This window comes from Myxococcus sp. AM009, assembly GCF_013372605.1.
In the GTDB taxonomy this organism is placed as follows: Bacteria; Myxococcota; Myxococcia; order Myxococcales; family Myxococcaceae; genus Myxococcus; species Myxococcus vastator.
On sequence record NZ_JABXEP010000187.1, the window covers coordinates 1 to 14,514 of the forward strand.

The 14,514-nt window shown below is 68.3% G+C and carries 15 protein-coding genes; 6 read left to right on the forward strand and 9 right to left on the reverse strand.

Going from position 1 to position 14,514, the window contains the following annotated elements; translation table 11 throughout:
* Positions 1 to 824: 824 nt before the first annotated feature.
* Both HV824_RS31250 and def read right to left on the reverse strand, forming a co-directional pair.
* Positions 825 to 1,532 carry a sterol desaturase family protein gene (locus HV824_RS31250; protein WP_176424883.1) on the reverse strand — a complete coding sequence of 236 codons (708 nt, stop codon included), beginning with the start codon at positions 1,530 to 1,532 and terminating at the stop codon, positions 825 to 827.
* A gap of 13 nt (positions 1,533 to 1,545) precedes the next feature.
* Positions 1,546 to 2,052 (reverse strand): peptide deformylase, encoded by a 507-nt coding sequence (gene def, locus HV824_RS31255; protein WP_176421243.1) that lies wholly within the window; start codon positions 2,050 to 2,052, stop codon positions 1,546 to 1,548.
* Between the two features lie 289 nt (positions 2,053 to 2,341).
* Between def and HV824_RS31260 the strand changes: the two genes are divergently transcribed.
* Both HV824_RS31260 and HV824_RS31265 read left to right on the forward strand, forming a co-directional pair.
* A complete protein-coding gene (locus tag HV824_RS31260) occupies positions 2,342 to 2,824 on the forward strand; it encodes a nuclear transport factor 2 family protein (RefSeq protein ID WP_176424884.1) in 483 nt (160 codons plus the stop codon).
* Positions 2,825 to 2,833: 9 nt separating this feature from the next.
* Positions 2,834 to 3,493 carry a hypothetical protein gene (locus tag HV824_RS31265; RefSeq protein ID WP_217917907.1) on the forward strand — a complete coding sequence of 220 codons (660 nt, stop codon included), beginning with the start codon at positions 2,834 to 2,836 and terminating at the stop codon, positions 3,491 to 3,493.
* A gap of 16 nt (positions 3,494 to 3,509) precedes the next feature.
* On the opposite strand, the gene HV824_RS31270 is transcribed toward HV824_RS31265, so the two are convergent.
* The 4 genes from HV824_RS31270 to HV824_RS31285 all read right to left on the reverse strand — a co-directional run bounded on the left by HV824_RS31270 (position 3,510) and on the right by HV824_RS31285 (position 7,413).
* The gene (locus HV824_RS31270) at positions 3,510 to 4,961 is read right to left on the reverse strand and encodes a hypothetical protein (protein ID WP_176421245.1); all 1,452 of its coding nucleotides are present in this window, start codon (positions 4,959 to 4,961) and stop codon (positions 3,510 to 3,512) included.
* 65 nt (positions 4,962 to 5,026) lie between these two features.
* Positions 5,027 to 5,635 (reverse strand): hypothetical protein, encoded by a 609-nt coding sequence (locus HV824_RS31275; RefSeq protein WP_176421246.1) that lies wholly within the window; start codon positions 5,633 to 5,635, stop codon positions 5,027 to 5,029.
* Positions 5,636 to 5,704: 69 nt separating this feature from the next.
* Positions 5,705 to 6,301: a DUF2378 family protein gene (locus HV824_RS31280; protein WP_176421247.1), complete on the reverse strand. Its 597-nt coding sequence runs from the start codon at positions 6,299 to 6,301 to the stop codon at positions 5,705 to 5,707.
* Positions 6,301 to 7,413 carry a 3-oxoacyl-ACP synthase III family protein gene (locus HV824_RS31285; RefSeq protein WP_176421248.1) on the reverse strand — a complete coding sequence of 371 codons (1,113 nt, stop codon included), beginning with the start codon at positions 7,411 to 7,413 and terminating at the stop codon, positions 6,301 to 6,303. The genes HV824_RS31280 and HV824_RS31285 overlap by 1 nt, the downstream gene beginning before the upstream one ends.
* Positions 7,414 to 7,472: 59 nt before the next feature.
* Between HV824_RS31285 and HV824_RS31290 the strand changes: the two genes are divergently transcribed.
* Positions 7,473 to 7,715: a hypothetical protein gene (locus HV824_RS31290; RefSeq protein ID WP_176424885.1), complete on the forward strand. Its 243-nt coding sequence runs from the start codon at positions 7,473 to 7,475 to the stop codon at positions 7,713 to 7,715.
* A gap of 172 nt (positions 7,716 to 7,887) precedes the next feature.
* Here HV824_RS31290 and HV824_RS31295 read toward each other — a convergent pair whose 3' ends face one another.
* The 3 genes from HV824_RS31295 to HV824_RS31305 form a co-directional block, all read right to left on the reverse strand.
* Positions 7,888 to 8,397, reverse strand: coding sequence for a hypothetical protein (locus HV824_RS31295; RefSeq protein ID WP_176421250.1), 510 nt, complete (start codon positions 8,395 to 8,397; stop codon positions 7,888 to 7,890).
* 162 nt (positions 8,398 to 8,559) lie between these two features.
* Positions 8,560 to 9,309, reverse strand: a complete 750-nt coding sequence (locus tag HV824_RS31300; protein WP_255208493.1) for a cell wall protein — start codon at positions 9,307 to 9,309, stop codon at positions 8,560 to 8,562.
* Positions 9,310 to 9,520: 211 nt separating this feature from the next.
* Positions 9,521 to 9,688: a hypothetical protein gene (locus HV824_RS31305; RefSeq protein ID WP_176421252.1), complete on the reverse strand. Its 168-nt coding sequence runs from the start codon at positions 9,686 to 9,688 to the stop codon at positions 9,521 to 9,523.
* Positions 9,689 to 9,873: 185 nt separating this feature from the next.
* Between HV824_RS31305 and HV824_RS31310 the strand changes: the two genes are divergently transcribed.
* The 3 genes from HV824_RS31310 to tkt all read left to right on the forward strand — a co-directional run bounded on the left by HV824_RS31310 (position 9,874) and on the right by tkt (position 14,175).
* Positions 9,874 to 10,722 (forward strand): MoxR family ATPase, encoded by an 849-nt coding sequence (locus HV824_RS31310; protein WP_176421253.1) that lies wholly within the window; start codon positions 9,874 to 9,876, stop codon positions 10,720 to 10,722.
* An 11-nt stretch (positions 10,723 to 10,733) separates the two neighbouring features.
* A complete protein-coding gene (locus HV824_RS31315) occupies positions 10,734 to 11,942 on the forward strand; it encodes a VWA domain-containing protein (RefSeq protein WP_176424886.1) in 1,209 nt (402 codons plus the stop codon).
* Between the two features lie 169 nt (positions 11,943 to 12,111).
* Positions 12,112 to 14,175: a transketolase gene (gene tkt / locus HV824_RS31320; RefSeq protein ID WP_176424887.1), complete on the forward strand. Its 2,064-nt coding sequence runs from the start codon at positions 12,112 to 12,114 to the stop codon at positions 14,173 to 14,175.
* Positions 14,176 to 14,514: the final 339 nt, after the last annotated feature.

Genomic DNA, 14,514 nt, shown 5'->3' on the forward strand with positions numbered 1-14,514 from the left:
TCCAGTGCTGCCGGCTGCGCTTCTCAGCGCGACCTGGCTGGCACCGTCTTAAGAAATTGACTGCGGTTTCCGCAATCTAGCTTCTTCTTGGGCTTGCTATTTGGTTTTCAAAGACCGAGTCGCTTGTACCGCCAGCGACTTCCTGCTACTGTTTTCTTCGCTGCTGCCTCGCCGTCTTTTCGTCCGGCGGGGCGTCAGTTTCTATTTCAGTCCGGCGTCTGCTGTCAAGCTGCTGTTTTCGCCGTCCTGCTGGCTTCCGGAGTCTTCAGCGCCGCCCAGTGGCTTCCGCTGCTTTCTTCCGGAGGGGCGCGGCTTCTACCGCTTCGCCGCCCTCCCTGTCAACCGCTGCTTTCGTTGACTCCCTCGACTCGTCCGCCCTTTCCTTCCGGGCTTCTTCGTCGGGGGCGCGGTTTGTACCACCACCGCGTCTCCTGTCAACCTGCTGCGTTGACCGCCGTATTCCGTATTTTCGTACTGACTCGCTCGAAGTACCTTCCGCGCCAGCGCGCGGGCTTCTTTGCGAGGGGCGCGGCTTCTATCACCGCCGCGTTCAGGGTCAACAAGCTTCGTCGACTCTTTCTTCCTGATCGTCTCCCGGGTGATGGACACCGAGGCGGCGAGCAGGGGTCCACTTACTAACGCGCCGCTTCCTGCACGTCAATGGATCTTGATCGGGGCCGTGCTCTGACGCCCGCACCTGCAGGTTCAGCGCACCTGCAGGTGTGACAACCCAGGCCCTGACGCAAGCCTTCCCCTGAAATATCAGGGCCTTGCCGCTCGGGAAGCAACCTGCCCTCCAGGACCAGGGCCCACGCTTCTGGTGTTTACGACTTCTCGCGACGGTCCTTTTCGGGCCGCCATGATGTCCCGAAGAGCCAGTCCGCGAACGGAAACGAGATGTTGAAATTGTGGCGCTGCATCTTCGCAGGGTCGTGATGGGCCTCATGGTGGCGGCGCAGTTGCCGCATCAGCGCGAGCTGGGCCACTGGGTGCTCGGGCGGCAGGTGGTGGCAAAAGTGCAGCCACTCGTACATCAGGTAATACCCGACCGCCGCGGCGACGAAGAGCCAGCCCACGTTCGGCGAGATGAGGACGAAGCACAACGTCCCCAGTGGAGCGGCGATGGCTCCCAGGAAGAACAGCAGCAATACAGGAGGAAAGAGCACCATCTTCACGTCCCGAGCGGACTCGTAGGCCAGGGCGTCGTGGGTGAAGAAGCGGTGGTGCTGCTCGGTGTGACGCTGGAAGAGCAGGCCCAGCCCCCGCCGGCGGTGGTGCATGGGCCCTCGGTGCCCCAGGAATTCCACCACGTTGCCCAGCAGGAAGACCGCGGGCAGCGTCAGCCATTCCACGGGCCGGCCTCCTTCCAGGAGAGACATGGCGCAGCCGATGACCGCCAGCGAGCCCAGGCTCGTGAAGACGAAGTGCGCGCGCCCGGAGTAGCGGGGGCTCACGTGCTTGCGCCGGTAGTCCTCGCGAAATCGCGCCACGCGCTCGGGGATGGAGCGCGTGGCCCTGGCGGCTTCGGCCATCCTGTCACCCTGACTAGCCCTTCTGGCGGATCTTCACTTTCTGGAGCTTCTTCATCCGGTCGAGGATGAGCGTGCGCTTGAGGCTGGACAGGTGGTCCACGAACACGTGCCCGTCGAGATGGTCGATTTCATGCTGCAGGACGTGCGCGAGCCGGCCTTCCGCCTCGAGTTCGTGCCATTCGGCCGACTTGTCCTGGTAGCGCACCTTCACCTTGTGGAAGCGCGGGCACTTCTCCCACTCGCGCGGGACGGACAGGCAGCCCTCCTCCATCGTCACCGGTTCCATCTTCTCCAGAATCTGCGGATTGACGATTTCGAAGTAGGTGCCGTCCTCCCGCCCAACCAGCGCCACGCGCAGGGGTTCGCCGACCTGGTTGGCGGCGATGCCGATGCCTTCGGCTTCCTTCATGGACTCGGCCATCTGCTCCAAGAGCGTCTCGAGCGGAGGGCCGAAGTCAGTCACGGGCTTGGTGGACGAGGTGAGGACCTTGTGGGGCCAGATGACGATGTCGCGAGCCATGGGCCGCAATCTGCCATGCACGCCCCCTCAGCGCCGCCCGATTCGGCATACCAACGGTCCACAGGTTCACACGACGGCCCTACCCCACTGGGACCTCACCGTGGCGCTGGCCACAACAGGCAATACAGTCCCGCGAAGGGCGGTGTGGCGCGGCGGGACAACACCACGTTGCCAGGGGCGCATCGCCCTCCAGCCAGGCCACATGCCCCCCCAGGGGCGTTTCACCTTCCGAGCGGCGCCATCCGGACAGTTGGCGCGTCTCCACTGGCAGGTCTGCTACACCTGTCCCATGCACCCGCACGCCCAACTCATCACCGACTTCTACTCAGCGTTCCAACGCCGGGACGCCCAGGCCATGGCCGCCTGCTACCACCCGGAGGTGGAGTTCTCCGACGCCGCCTTCGTTGGACTCCGTCGCCGGGAGCCCGGTGCCATGTGGCTCATGCTCTGCGAGCGCGGCAAGGACCTGGAGGTCACCTTCCGCGACGTGCAGGCCGATGACCACCAGGGCCGCGCCCACTGGGATGCGAACTACACGTTCAGCGGCACCGGCAGGAAGGTGCTCAATCGCATCGATGCCGAGTTCGAGTTCCGCGACGGGAAGATTGTCCGGCACCGCGACCACTTCGACTTCTGGACCTGGTCCCGCCAGGCGCTGGGCCCCACGGGGCTGTTGCTCGGGTGGACGCCCCTGTTGAAGAAGAAGGTCCAGGCGAAGGCCCGGAAGTCCCTGGACATCTTCATGCGCGAGCGTGGCATCCCCCAGGAGTGAGGAGGCCGCATGGCACCGCCCGATAGTGAGCGCCCGCCAGTGGAGCCCCTGGACCTCTGGCTCCTGGAGGCCGCCATGGAGCTGCCCACGCCCCTGCACATGCTCGTGGAGCCGAACCCGCACGTCGCGCTCAACATGGCGGACGACCCGCGGTTGTCTCGGGAGGAGCTGTGTGAGCGGCTGTCGCTGCTCGCCGAGCGCGGGCTCATCCGCGTCCACATGCTTCCGGATGGACTGCAGGCGCTGTTCTCCCCCGAGGCGATTTCAAGCGCCATGGATGCCCGGCAGTCCCGCACTCCCTTCGGCTACTCGCTGACGGATGCAGGCGGCGCCGCCTGGGAGCACCACGCCAGGCCCGATTGGAGCCGGTTCGTCAACGCGGGCCAGGAGCCCTCCGCCGACGATGCCCAGGACGCCTGGGTCATCGAGGCCGCGAGCCTTGAAGCCGCGGAGGGGGAGTTCCACTTCCATGAGTCACTCGGCGATGTGCATCAGCCGGTCAGCGCGTCGAAACGCGGCGAGGTGCTGACGCCGTGGCAGGTGACGTATTGGAAGGCGCTGCCTCACGGATACCGGCTCCGCTATGTCACCGTGCCGCGCCCTCCCGACCCGGCTCGGAGCAGGAGCGTGCCTTCCCGATTACCTTGGTACACGCGCGTCTGGCTGTGAGCCCGCGCCCGCGCGCTCACGGCTCCGATTCGGATGTCTCGAGGTGCTGGTACGTCAGCGGGCCCTTCCCTTCGCGGGCCAGTCTGGCCGTGCAGCGGACGTTGCCCCTCCAGTCCAGGAGCTGGAGCCCCAACGTGCCGTCTTCCTGCAGGAGCAGTGAGCCATGGCCGTTGTTGCCCAGCTCAGGTCTCAGGTCCGCCCACTCGGGGAAGCGTGTGTGCGACTCCAGGAAGCGCACGGGTGCTGGAGACGACAGGCCCGGCGTCACCGCTCGCACCGGTAGACCCGCGTGCCCCAGGCTTCCTCCCAGGAATGGGAGCGCGGCGCTCCGGTCGAACAGCGCTCCGTATGGCGTAGCGCCCCAGAACCACAAATCGACCAGTGCGCGCTCGACCGCCAGTTCCCGGAGGTCCTCCAGCAAACCGGCGTGCGTCGGTTCTCCGTACCGATAGGGCGCATCGTGGCTCAGGAGGATGTTCGTCGCACCTCGCTGGCGGCCCTCCCCCAGCACTGACTCCAGCCAGCGCAGGAGCGCGGGCTCCTGGTGCCGCCCTGGCTCGAAGTACGCGGTGTCCAGACCGATGAGCTGGAAGCGCTCCGAGGCCAGGCAGAAGTAGCTTCCCTCCTGGACTTGCTTCGCTCGTGAGGCGCCTCGGCGCTCGTCCAGGTAGCGGTAGAAGGGGGTGCCTCCGGAGCGCATCTCCGGGCCCGCGTTCAGCGTCATCAGTGTTGTCACTGGCAGCAGCGCTTCGAGCGGCTCGGCCACGTGCGCGTCGAATTCGCCCTGACGGCCCGCGTAGTACACGCCCCCCAGGTGCACCGCGTACTCCAAGCGCTCGCCTCGCATGATGAGCTGACGGGCCACGTAGCGCGCGGGGTACTCGCCCGTGCCAAAGCCGCCGAACAGCGCCACCTCCACCGGCCGTCCCGGCGCGGGCTCGCGGAGCGCGTAGCGGAAACGGTTGGCGTGATGCGCATCGTCGTGCCGACGGAACTCCGCCCGGTGCCAGCCGCCGTGGAGCCAGGCGCGACCGCTGAACAAAAGCCATCCGCGCAGGTCCGCCACCGGCTCAAAGCGGGTTCGCGCTGGGTCGATGGGAATCTCCTTCGTCATCAGCGGGAAGGTGAAGTCCGGCGGCAGAGACGCCGACGCCCGCGCCTGGAATGCCGGCTGCCTCAGGGCCTGGAGCGCGGCTTCGGGCTCACGAAGGGACTGCTCCAGCTCCTGGAGCACGTGCACCAGGGCTCCCTCCGAAACAGGCGCGCCCAAGTCCTGGCGGATGAGGCTCAGGATTTCTTCCGGCTCGCGCAGGAAGCGCTCGCGCAGCGCGCCCAGGTCGTCCGGACCGAGCGGCGGCAACTCCAATCCGTCGGCGCTCGCGGCTCCGGACGTCCCCAGCGCCGTTGCCGCGGCTGAAGGGGCCCGGTACCCGAGTGCCGTGTAGAACTCCATCCGCTTGCGGTCCATGGGCGCATCATCGCCCGTTGGCCCGACGCGGGGAATGCCGTGCGCCGCGTCCCGTCGAGTGGCGCCTACTCCCGCGATTTCGCGGCGGCCGCGGCCTCCTGCGCTTCCTTCACCTTGCTCGCGTCTCGCTGGCGGCCATCACGGTAGGCGTAGAGCGTGTAATACGAACCCGTGGCGTAGCCCGGTAGCTTTCGGGGATTGAAGACGCTGGTGCTCGACACCGTTCCACCCACGAAGCCCTTGGGCACATCCACCAGTCGCATCGCGCAGCCGGCCAGGACCAGCCCCGCCGCTGGCACGTCGTTGCTCACCAGCGTGCACGTGCCTCGCGCCGTGAAGCGCCCCTCTGGCAGGTTGTAGCGCATGTAGACATTCAGCTGCTGCCCGACAGGGAAGGCTTTGTCCGTCACCTGGACGCATGCCGTCGCCGTGCCCACGCGACGGCCTCCCCCGTCCACCACCTTGCCGTCCTTGGGATTGTGCTGGGGCACATACACGCTCCCGCCCAGCTTCACGTTCACCTCGAAGGGCGCCGCCGCGCACACCGCCGGGTCCGCGGGGCTCGCCGGGTCCTCTTGCGTGCGGAACTGCATCACCACCTCATTGGCTCCCGCCTGCGCCGACAGCAACAGGACACCCAGCATCCCCACCGCACCGCCGAGCCTTCGCGACATGGCGTACCTCCCTCCGGACCGTGAGGGGCTTTTCAGCCCACCGCTTGCACCGCTGTGACGCGCCAGGCGCTAGTGCCACGACAACGTGTATTCGGTGTCGAGCGGCCCCGTCTGCCGGCCGTGCACCTGGACCTGCTTGCCTCCCACCGCCTCGATGACGGCCTGGAGCGTGCCCTCGTGGTAGGCGGGCGGCATGAAGTCCCGCTTCATCGTGAAGATGCCGCTGGTATCGCCCGTCCACTTCACCGCGCGCTCGCCATAACTGACCGCCGCGCGATAACCCGAGTGCAGGTTGCCCACGAGCCGCTTCGGACTGTCCGACGCCAGCAACAACAGCGTCTTGCCCGCCGCCGAAGACAGGAAGTCCGTCGTGGCCACCACGCCCATGCGCCGCAGCGCTCCGTCGAAGCCACCGTGCTCCGGGCCCATCATCTGCGCCGCCGTGAAGGACATCCGCAGGAATGCGGACACCGGGTAGTTGAAGAAGTCGATGAAGCGCGTCTCACCACTGGCCGCCAGACAGCGCTCCACCGCCGCGTCCCCACCCATCGTGCGAACGGCGGACACCACGCCGTTGAAGAAGAGCCCTCGGGCCGTGTCGTCCTTCGTCGCCAACGCCAAGCGTGCTTCCAACTCCTTGGCGATATTCGGATCCAACTTGTTCATTACAACCTCACGAGTTGCGCGCCGTAGTGGACGTTCGCGCCTACCGCTGCCACCACCACCAGATCACCACTTCCCAGACGCACACGGCCGGCTTCCAGGTCCTCGGCCAGGAGGATGAGCATCCCCGCCGCGGACGTGTTGCCGTAGCGGTCCACGTTGCACGCCACCGCCTCACGCGGCAGCCCCGCCCGCTCCACGAAGGCGTCCATCACCCGCTTGTTCGGCTGGTGGAAGTAATACCGCTCCACCTTCGAACGGAGCTCCGGACGCGGACCGAGGACGGCGTCGAGGCACTTCTGCATGTACTCCGGATAGCTGCGCGCCACGCGGAAGCCATCCACCACGAAGGCCATGTCCGCCGGACGCATCCGCCCCGGCTGATAGGGCAGCTTCAACAGGCCGCCACCCTTGCGGATGACCAGGTCTCCGTACGCGTTGCCGGAGAAGGACGCCAGGATGCCCTCCGCCCCCGCCTCCCCCTGCTTCGACTGGAGCACCACCGCGCCCGCCCCGTCGCCGAAGACATACATGGAGAGGTAGCCCTGCAGCGTCTTCGAGCGGCCAGGCCCGGCCGGCAGTTCGTCCGTGTAGACCTCTCGGTTCACCAGCGGGGACGTGAAGGCAGAGGCCACCACCGCCACCGTGCGGAAGCGCCCTCCGTCCATCATCTTCTTCACCATGTCCAACACGTACGGCGTGCCACCGCAGCCGTCGTCCAGCACGAGCCCGAACGCGTCCTCGCGCATTTCCAACCGCCGGTGCAGCTCCATGGCGTCGTGGTTGAAGTGCGGCGCGTCCGGAGTACACGTCACCACGAAGAGCGCATCCAGCGCCTTGGGGTCCACACCCGCCTGGGCCAGCGCCTTCCGGAGCGCCACCTCGCACATGTCCGTGTTGTTCGCCGGGTAGATGTGCCCGTCATCCTCGGGCGGCGGAATCGCCCGGCCCGTGGCCTCGTCGATGTCCCAGAGGAAGCGGCGCTCGCGGATGCCGACCTTCTCCTCGATGCGCGCAGCCGGCCACCCCGGGATGGCCCTGGCGATTCGCTCGTTGCTCACTACCCGTGAAGGAACGAAGGCACCGGCTCCGACGACACAAACATTGGGTGTCATTTAATGGCCCCGTTCTTTCACAGTCTCACCATATGGGAGGCATTCCCTGGCGAACGGGGTTGAGCAGGATTCAGGCCATATACGAAGTCGTTGAAACAACTGCCGCTGGCGAACGGGACCAGTTCATCCGTGAATCACCTTCTGGCCAGATGCCCCATGAAGATCCCGAGATTACTGGAGATTCCCATTGCTTCACAAATGAAGCGGCGATCGTTGAGAATGAAGCGCTTCGCCGCGAGAATTTCCTCTCAGTGACTGAGCATGTCACCCCAGGTGTCGCCAATGACTACGCTGCACAGTGAAAACGGCGCATGCGCGCGTGAGTTTTTATAGACCCACACGACGGAGCTGGGCGCCGAGCCTCTCACTGGGAGTCTCTGGCTTGAAGGGGGGGATGAGACGGCTGTGCTGAAATCAACACATCAGGAAGGCCGCCCACCCATGGGGGGCGGCCACTCACCGACCTGGCGCGGCTCAGAACGGGATGTTGTCGTCGTCGTTCGGCGGAGGGATGTCGTCGCCGCCGTAGCCACCGCCGGCGCCGTAACCACCCTGGCTGCCGTAACCGCCGTCATTGCCACCGCCCGCGTCGCCGCCCCGCTGCCGCGCGATTTCCGCTTCAATGGCGGCGAGCAGCTGGCGCTCCTTGTCGTGCCAGCGCGACTTGCTCGGGTCGTTCAGCGAGCGGCGCGCGCCGTTGGCGTAGAACTCCAGGTCGCCCATGCTGGCGCCGACAATGGGCCCGCCCTTGCTGCGGCCGTAGTTGGGGAAGACCATTCCATCCCCACCGCCACCACCGCTGCTCGCGGGCGCTGAACGCCGCGCCGCCGGGGCCGCCGCGTCCGGCGTGCCGCCAATGGACATCTCTCCCAGCGTCAGCGTGAAGCCCTCGCCGCTCTTGACCGCCGTGCCCACACGCACCTGCTCCACCCGCCCGTCGGGACGACGCACCGCCACGGTGACCGGATAACCTTGCTCGCTCATGCCGGGCCGAATCCCATCCCCGCCCCATTACTGTCAACGGAGACTCGAAGGGGATGTCCGAGAACCGGCCGCTCGTCCGGCCTGCTCACCGCGCTCCGCGGATTCCACTGGAGCCGCTCGGGCCCGAAGACCCGAGGGACTCCGCGGAGCGCGGCGCTCGCATCAGAACAGCGAGCCCTGGGAGGAGGACCGACCCTTCTTGCGCTTGCCGGCTCCGGCCTTCGTCTTGGCGGTCTTGACGTTGCGCCCCCCCTTGACCGCGGCCTTCTTCGCGGCCGGGGCCTTCTTGGCCACCGACTTCTTCGCGGAGGCCGGGGCCTTCTTCGCGGGGGCCGGGGCCTTCTTCTTCGCGCTCGCGGCCTTCTTCACGCTCGCGGCCTTCCGCCCCGCCGACTTCTTCGCGGCGGCCGGGGCCTTCTCCTCGGCGGGCGGCGGCGCCACCGCCACGGGGGCGGCGGCCCTCGCCGAGGACTTCTTCCTGGCGCCACCCTCATGCAGCGCCTTGCTGGCGGCGCGCCCCCGCGGCAGCTTCACGTCCGCCACCGATTGCGGAAGCGCGTCGTCCTTCCACGCCGACGGCCGGCGGTTGGTCCGCATCAGCAGCCGCAGCTTCTGGTAGTGCGCCGAGCAGTAGCCCTTGGAGCGGCTGGGCCGGTCGCAGCCGATGACGGCGCACGCCCGGGTGCCTTCCTCCGCGCGCGTCTGGCTGACCATCGGCTTCGCCGCCACCGGCCTGACCACGGCCGCGCGCCCCTTCGGCGCCGCGACCGCCTGCTTGCGGCCTCCGCGCGTGGACGCGGGCAGCTCCGTGGGCGGCCGCACACCCGCCATGGCGCCGAGGCGGCTGGTCAGCGGCGCCAGCCGGTCCGTCACCGCGCGCAGCAACTCCAGGGCCTCCAGGCCTTCCTCCATGCGCCGGACCGCCTCCTGCAACGGGACCAACTGCGCATCGAGTTCGCGCCGGAAGATTTCGCCAAGAGCATTCGCAATGGACATTGCCCGGGAGAATACACGGGGCCCCGGGAAACCGGCGTAAAAACCTGTGCTTGGCTCGCACCAATCGTTGACCGGCGGGCGAAGCCATACATCCCGAGAGGTCAGCCCCTCCCGCGCTGCGAGGCAGCTACCCCCGGGCGCTGACGGCGGACGGCGGCTCGGCCTGGGGGAGGGAGCGCTCCGGGCGCTCCCGTTGGAGCGCAGGCGGACGGGTGACGGCGGCCGTCCCGCAGGTGCGCACCGCCAGGGAGACGGCGCCCATGAGCAACAGTGCTGGAACAACCAGGTGACCCATGGCGCCTCCGCGAAGCAGGTGACGGGCGTGCGTGCCGGCAAACCCCACGGGTCCTCCCCCGCCCGGCAGGCCGGCTGCCTCCCGCCCGAGACATACGAATGAGCTTGCCGTTCGGGTCTGACAATTCCGCAGCCCCGGGCAGGCGAGCCCCCCAGACAACGCGGCGGGTGTTAAAGGGCTGGAGCATGAGCCAGGCGCCCACTCCCGTCCGCTTCAAAGGCACCGACACCTACCTGACCCACGAGAGCCTCCAGGCCGCGGTCAACTGCGCGCTGACCCTCCAGCGCCCCCTGCTGGTGAAGGGTGAGCCCGGCACCGGCAAGACGCTGCTGGCGGAGGCCATCGCCGAGGCCCTGGGGCACCGGCTCATCACCTGGCATGTGAAGAGCACCACCCGCGCGCAGGACGGCCTCTACGTCTACGACACCGTGCAGCGCCTGTATGACTCGCGCTTCAACGACGGGGACGTGCGCGACATCCGCAAGTACATCCGCCAGGGCCCGCTGGGCGAGGCCTTCTCCTCGCCCGAGCGCGTGGTGCTGCTCATCGACGAGGTGGACAAGGCGGACCTGGAATTCCCCAATGACTTGCTCCACGAGCTGGACCGGATGCGCTTCCGCGTCACCGAGACGGGTGACGAGGTGGTGGCGAAGCACCGCCCCGTGGTGGTGATTACGTCCAACAACGAGAAGGAGCTGCCCGACGCCTTCCTGCGCCGGTGCGTGTTCCACTTCATCGACTTCCCGGACACGGAGCTGATGCGCCGCATCGTCGACGTGCACCACCCGGGCCTGGACAGCGCGCTGTCCGAGCAGGCGCTGAAGGTCTTCTACGAGCTGCGCAGCTTCACCCGCCTGCGCAAGAAGCCCTCCACCAGCGAGCTCATCGACTGGATTGCCGTGCTCAAGGCGCAGGGCGTCCACGACCTCAAGATGGACGAGCAGCTCCCCTTCCTGGGCGCGCTGCTGAAGAAGGAGCAGGACCTGGTCTCCGTGGCGGAGGCCTTCGGGCGCGGGCGCCGTCCTCGGGCCTGAGAGGCGCTGCCATGTTCCTGCCCTTCTTCTACGAGCTGCGTCGGCGCGGGCTGAAGGTCGGCGCCCAGGAGGCGCTGGCGCTGGCCGGCGCGCTGCGAGCGGGCCTCCACGACAGCCACCTGGACGGCTTCTATCATGTGGCCCGGGCGCTGCTCGTGCACTCGGAGACGCAGCTGGATGTGTTTGACCAGGCCTTCCTCGCCCACTTCCAGGGCGTGGAGACGGCGAGCCTGGAGCTGACGCAGGAGCTGCTCAACTGGCTGGAGGAGGCGCGCGAGCGGCCCGACCTGAGCCCCGAGGAAGTCGCCCTGCTGGAGCAGTTGGACCCGGAGGAGCTTCGCCGGCTCTTCGAGGAGCGCCTGAAGGAGCAGAAGGAGCGCCACGACGGCGGCAACCGCTGGGTGGGCACCGGCGGCACGTCTCCCTTTGGCAACAACGGCTTCGGCCGCGAGGGCATCCGCGTGGGCGGCGGCGCGGGCAACCGCCAGGGACGCGCGCTGATGCAGGCCGGGGCCCGGAGGTACGCCGGCTACCGCGACGACGTGGTGCTGGACACGCGGCAGATGGCGGTGGCGCTGCGCAAGCTGCGCGCCTTCGCTCGGGACGGCGCGCCGGACGAGCTGGACGTGGACGAGTCCATCGCCGCCACCGCGCGCAACGCCGGCGAGCTGGAGGTGGTGACGCGGCCGCCGCGCCGGCCCAACACGCGCGTGGTGCTGGCCATGGACGTGGGCGGCTCCATGGACCCGTACGCGGCGCTGGTGAGCCGGCTGTTCAGCGTGGCCAGCCAGGCGACGCACTTCAAGGAGCTGCGCACCTACTACTTCCACAACTGCGTCTACGGAAAGCTCTACGCCACGCCGCAGCTCACCGGCGGCATCACCGTGCCGGAGCTGGTGGCCCAGGTGGGGCGGCACCACAAGCTGGTCATGGTGGGGGATGCCTCCATGGCGCCCTACGAGCTGTCCATCCGCACCGACGCGCAGGGGCATTACAAGACAGACGGGCTGGAAGGGCTGACGTGGCTGATGCAGTTGGCGCAGCACTTCGAGCGCAACGCGTGGCTCAACCCGGAGCCCATGGGCACGTGGCGCACGGGGACCATCTCCGTGATTGCCCGCGTCTTCCCCATGTTCGCCCTGACGGTGGAGGGCCTGGGTGAAGCCGTCACGCACCTGACGCGGGGACGCACCGTGAGGGGCGCGGCGGCGCGGCGCTGAAGCGCGTTCCTTGGGCGCGCGGGATTCATTCCCGTGCCCCCCAGGGCAGGAATTCCAGGTGCGCCCGTGGACTGGCGGACGGCCGGGCGAGCCGCAGCGCATTTGGTGCAGCACCTGGAGCGTCAGTTGCGGCATGGTGCGCGCACGCGAGCGGGACCGCGAGGACACCATGACAACCGACAAGCAGGACGTGCTGGCCATCAACACCATCCGCACCCTCGCCATGGATGCGGTGCAGCAGGCCCACTCGGGCCACCCGGGGGCTCCCATGTCCCTGGCCCCCGTGGCGTATCAGCTCTGGCAGCAGGAGCTCCGGTACGACCCGTCCCACCCCATCTGGCCGGACCGGGACAGGTTCATCCTGTCCAACGGCCACGCCTCCATGCTGCTGTACGCGCTGCTCCACCTGGCCGGGGTGAAGCGCGTCACGCGCGAGTACACCGTCGAGGACGCGCCCACCGTGTCGCTCGAGGACATCAAGAAGTTCCGGCAGCTCGACTCGTCCACCCCGGGCCACCCCGAGTACCGGTGGACCAGCGGCGTGGAGACGACCACCGGCCCCCTGGGCCAGGGCGTGTCCAACAGCGTGGGCATGGCCATGGCCAGCCGCTGGCTCGCCAGCTACTACAACCGCCCCGGCTTCGAGATGTTCGGCTACGACGTCTACGCCATCTGCGGCGACGGCGACCTGATGGAGGGCGTGGCGTCCGAGGCGGCGTCCATCGCCGGCCACCTCCAGCTGCCCAACCTGTGCTGGGTCTACGACAGCAACCACATCTCCATCGACGGCAGCACCGACCTGGCCTTTACCGAGGACGTGGGCCGGCGCTTCGAGGCCTACGGCTGGCGCGTGCTGCGCGTGCCGGACGCCAACGACTTGAACGCCATGGGCGAGGCGCTGCGCACCTTCAAGACGGCGCGCGGCAAGCCCACGCTCATCATCGTCACCACCCAGATTGCCTACGGCGCGCCCAAGCTCCAGGGCTCCTCCAAGGCCCACGGCGAGCCGCTGGGCGACGAGGAAATCAAGGGCACCAAGCGCTTCTACGGCTGGCCCGAGGACGAGAAGTTCCTGGTGCCCGACGGCGTGCGTGAGCGCTTCCAGGAGCGCATGGGCGCCCGCGGCAAGCAGCTGCGCGCGGAGTGGGAGCAGAAGTTCGCCGAGTACCGCAAGCAGTTCCCTGAGCTGGCCGACCAGCTGGAGCGCATGCAGCGCCGCGAGTCCCCCCAGGGCTGGGACGCGGAGCTGCCGACGTTCCCCGCCGACGCCAAGGGCCTGGCCACGCGCGACTCCAGCGGCAAGGTGCTCAACGCCATCGCCAAGCACCACCCGTGGCTGGTGGGCGGCTCGGCGGACCTCAACCCGTCCACGAAGACGTACATCACCGGCGGGGAGGCGATGAAGCCGGGCGAGTTCGCCGGGCGCAACATCCACTTCGGCGTGCGCGAGCACGCGATGGGCTCCATCGTCAACGGCCTGTGCCTGAGCAAGCTGCGCGGCTACGGCGCCACGTTCCTCATCTTCAGTGACTACGAGCGCCCCGCCATCCGCCTGTCCGCGCTGATGGAGCTGCCCGCCATCCACATCTTCACCCACGACTCCATTGGCGTGGGCGAGGACGGCCCCACGCACCAGCCGGTGGAGCAGCTGGCGTCGCTGCGCGCGATTCCCGGCATCATCGTGCTGCGCCCCGGTGACGCCAACGAGGTGGTCGAGTCGTGGCGGGTGATTGCCCAGCAGCGCAAGCACCCGGTGGTGCTGGTGCTCACGCGCCAGCCCGTGCCCACGCTGGACCGCAGCAAGTACGGCGCGGCGTCCGGCGTGGCCCGCGGCGGCTACGTGCTGTCCGAGGCGGAGGGCGGCAAGCCGGAGGTCATCCTCATCGGCACCGGCAGCGAGGTGTCGCTGTGCCTGGACGCGCAGGAGAAGCTCAAGGCCGACGGAATCCCCGCGCGCGTGGTCAGCCTGCCGTCGTGGGAGCTGTTCGAGGAGCAGTCCCCGGAGTACCGGGACAGCGTGCTGCCTCCGTCCGTGCGCGCCCGCGTCGCGGTGGAGAAGGGCGCCGCCTTCGGCTGGGAGCGCTTCGTGGGGCATGACGGCAACATCGTCGCCATGCGCAGCTTCGGCGCCTCCGCGCCCATCAAGGCGCTGCAGCAGAAGTTCGGCTTCACCGTGGACCACGTGGCCCAGCAGGCGAAGGACGCGCTGAAGAAGACGAAGACGCGGCCGTAGCCCGCAAAAGAAAGAGCCTCGGACCGTCCCCCAACGGTCCGAGGCCCTCGGGCCTTTTCGGCATCCAGGTGCTCGTCCTGGCGAACTCATGGCGCGGAGAGGCGCGACCCCCGTCGCATCCCAGCCCCCCGGCTGGGGTTCCCCCCGCGCCATGAGCCCATCAGGTCACTTCAACGTCGTTCCCGGTTGACTCGTCGGCGTGAGCGTTGCGTCCCCCCGGTCGCAGCCCGGTTCCCCCGAACCGGCTTGCCGCTCGCACCTTCAAGTCCTCCAAGTCCGACTGACTCGCTCGCCCGGGAGGTTCGCCCCCAGCGCCTGGCCCCCCGGCCAGGCGCTGGG

Excerpts from the sequence above, each read along its gene's own strand:
- def (WP_176421243.1), bottom strand. The coding sequence starts at position 2,052 with ATGGCTCGCGACATCGTCATCTGGCCCCACAAGGTCCTCACCTCGTCC.
- HV824_RS31260 (WP_176424884.1), top strand. The coding sequence starts at position 2,342 with ATGCACCCGCACGCCCAACTCATCACCGACTTCTACTCAGCGTTCCAA.
- HV824_RS31315 (WP_176424886.1), top strand. The coding sequence starts at position 10,734 with ATGTTCCTGCCCTTCTTCTACGAGCTGCGTCGGCGCGGGCTGAAGGTC.
- HV824_RS31295 (WP_176421250.1), bottom strand. The coding sequence starts at position 8,397 with ATGAGCGAGCAAGGTTATCCGGTCACCGTGGCGGTGCGTCGTCCCGAC.
- HV824_RS31280 (WP_176421247.1), bottom strand. The coding sequence starts at position 6,301 with ATGAACAAGTTGGATCCGAATATCGCCAAGGAGTTGGAAGCACGCTTG.
- HV824_RS31305 (WP_176421252.1), bottom strand. The coding sequence starts at position 9,688 with ATGGGTCACCTGGTTGTTCCAGCACTGTTGCTCATGGGCGCCGTCTCC.
- HV824_RS31275 (WP_176421246.1), bottom strand. The coding sequence starts at position 5,635 with ATGTCGCGAAGGCTCGGCGGTGCGGTGGGGATGCTGGGTGTCCTGTTG.
- HV824_RS31310 (WP_176421253.1), top strand. The coding sequence starts at position 9,874 with ATGAGCCAGGCGCCCACTCCCGTCCGCTTCAAAGGCACCGACACCTAC.
- HV824_RS31250 (WP_176424883.1), bottom strand. The coding sequence starts at position 1,532 with ATGGCCGAAGCCGCCAGGGCCACGCGCTCCATCCCCGAGCGCGTGGCG.
- HV824_RS31270 (WP_176421245.1), bottom strand. The coding sequence starts at position 4,961 with ATGGACCGCAAGCGGATGGAGTTCTACACGGCACTCGGGTACCGGGCC.
- HV824_RS31300 (WP_255208493.1), bottom strand. The coding sequence starts at position 9,309 with ATGGAGGAAGGCCTGGAGGCCCTGGAGTTGCTGCGCGCGGTGACGGAC.
- HV824_RS31285 (WP_176421248.1), bottom strand. The coding sequence starts at position 7,413 with ATGACACCCAATGTTTGTGTCGTCGGAGCCGGTGCCTTCGTTCCTTCA.
- tkt (WP_176424887.1), top strand. The coding sequence starts at position 12,112 with ATGACAACCGACAAGCAGGACGTGCTGGCCATCAACACCATCCGCACC.
- HV824_RS31265 (WP_217917907.1), top strand. The coding sequence starts at position 2,834 with ATGGCACCGCCCGATAGTGAGCGCCCGCCAGTGGAGCCCCTGGACCTC.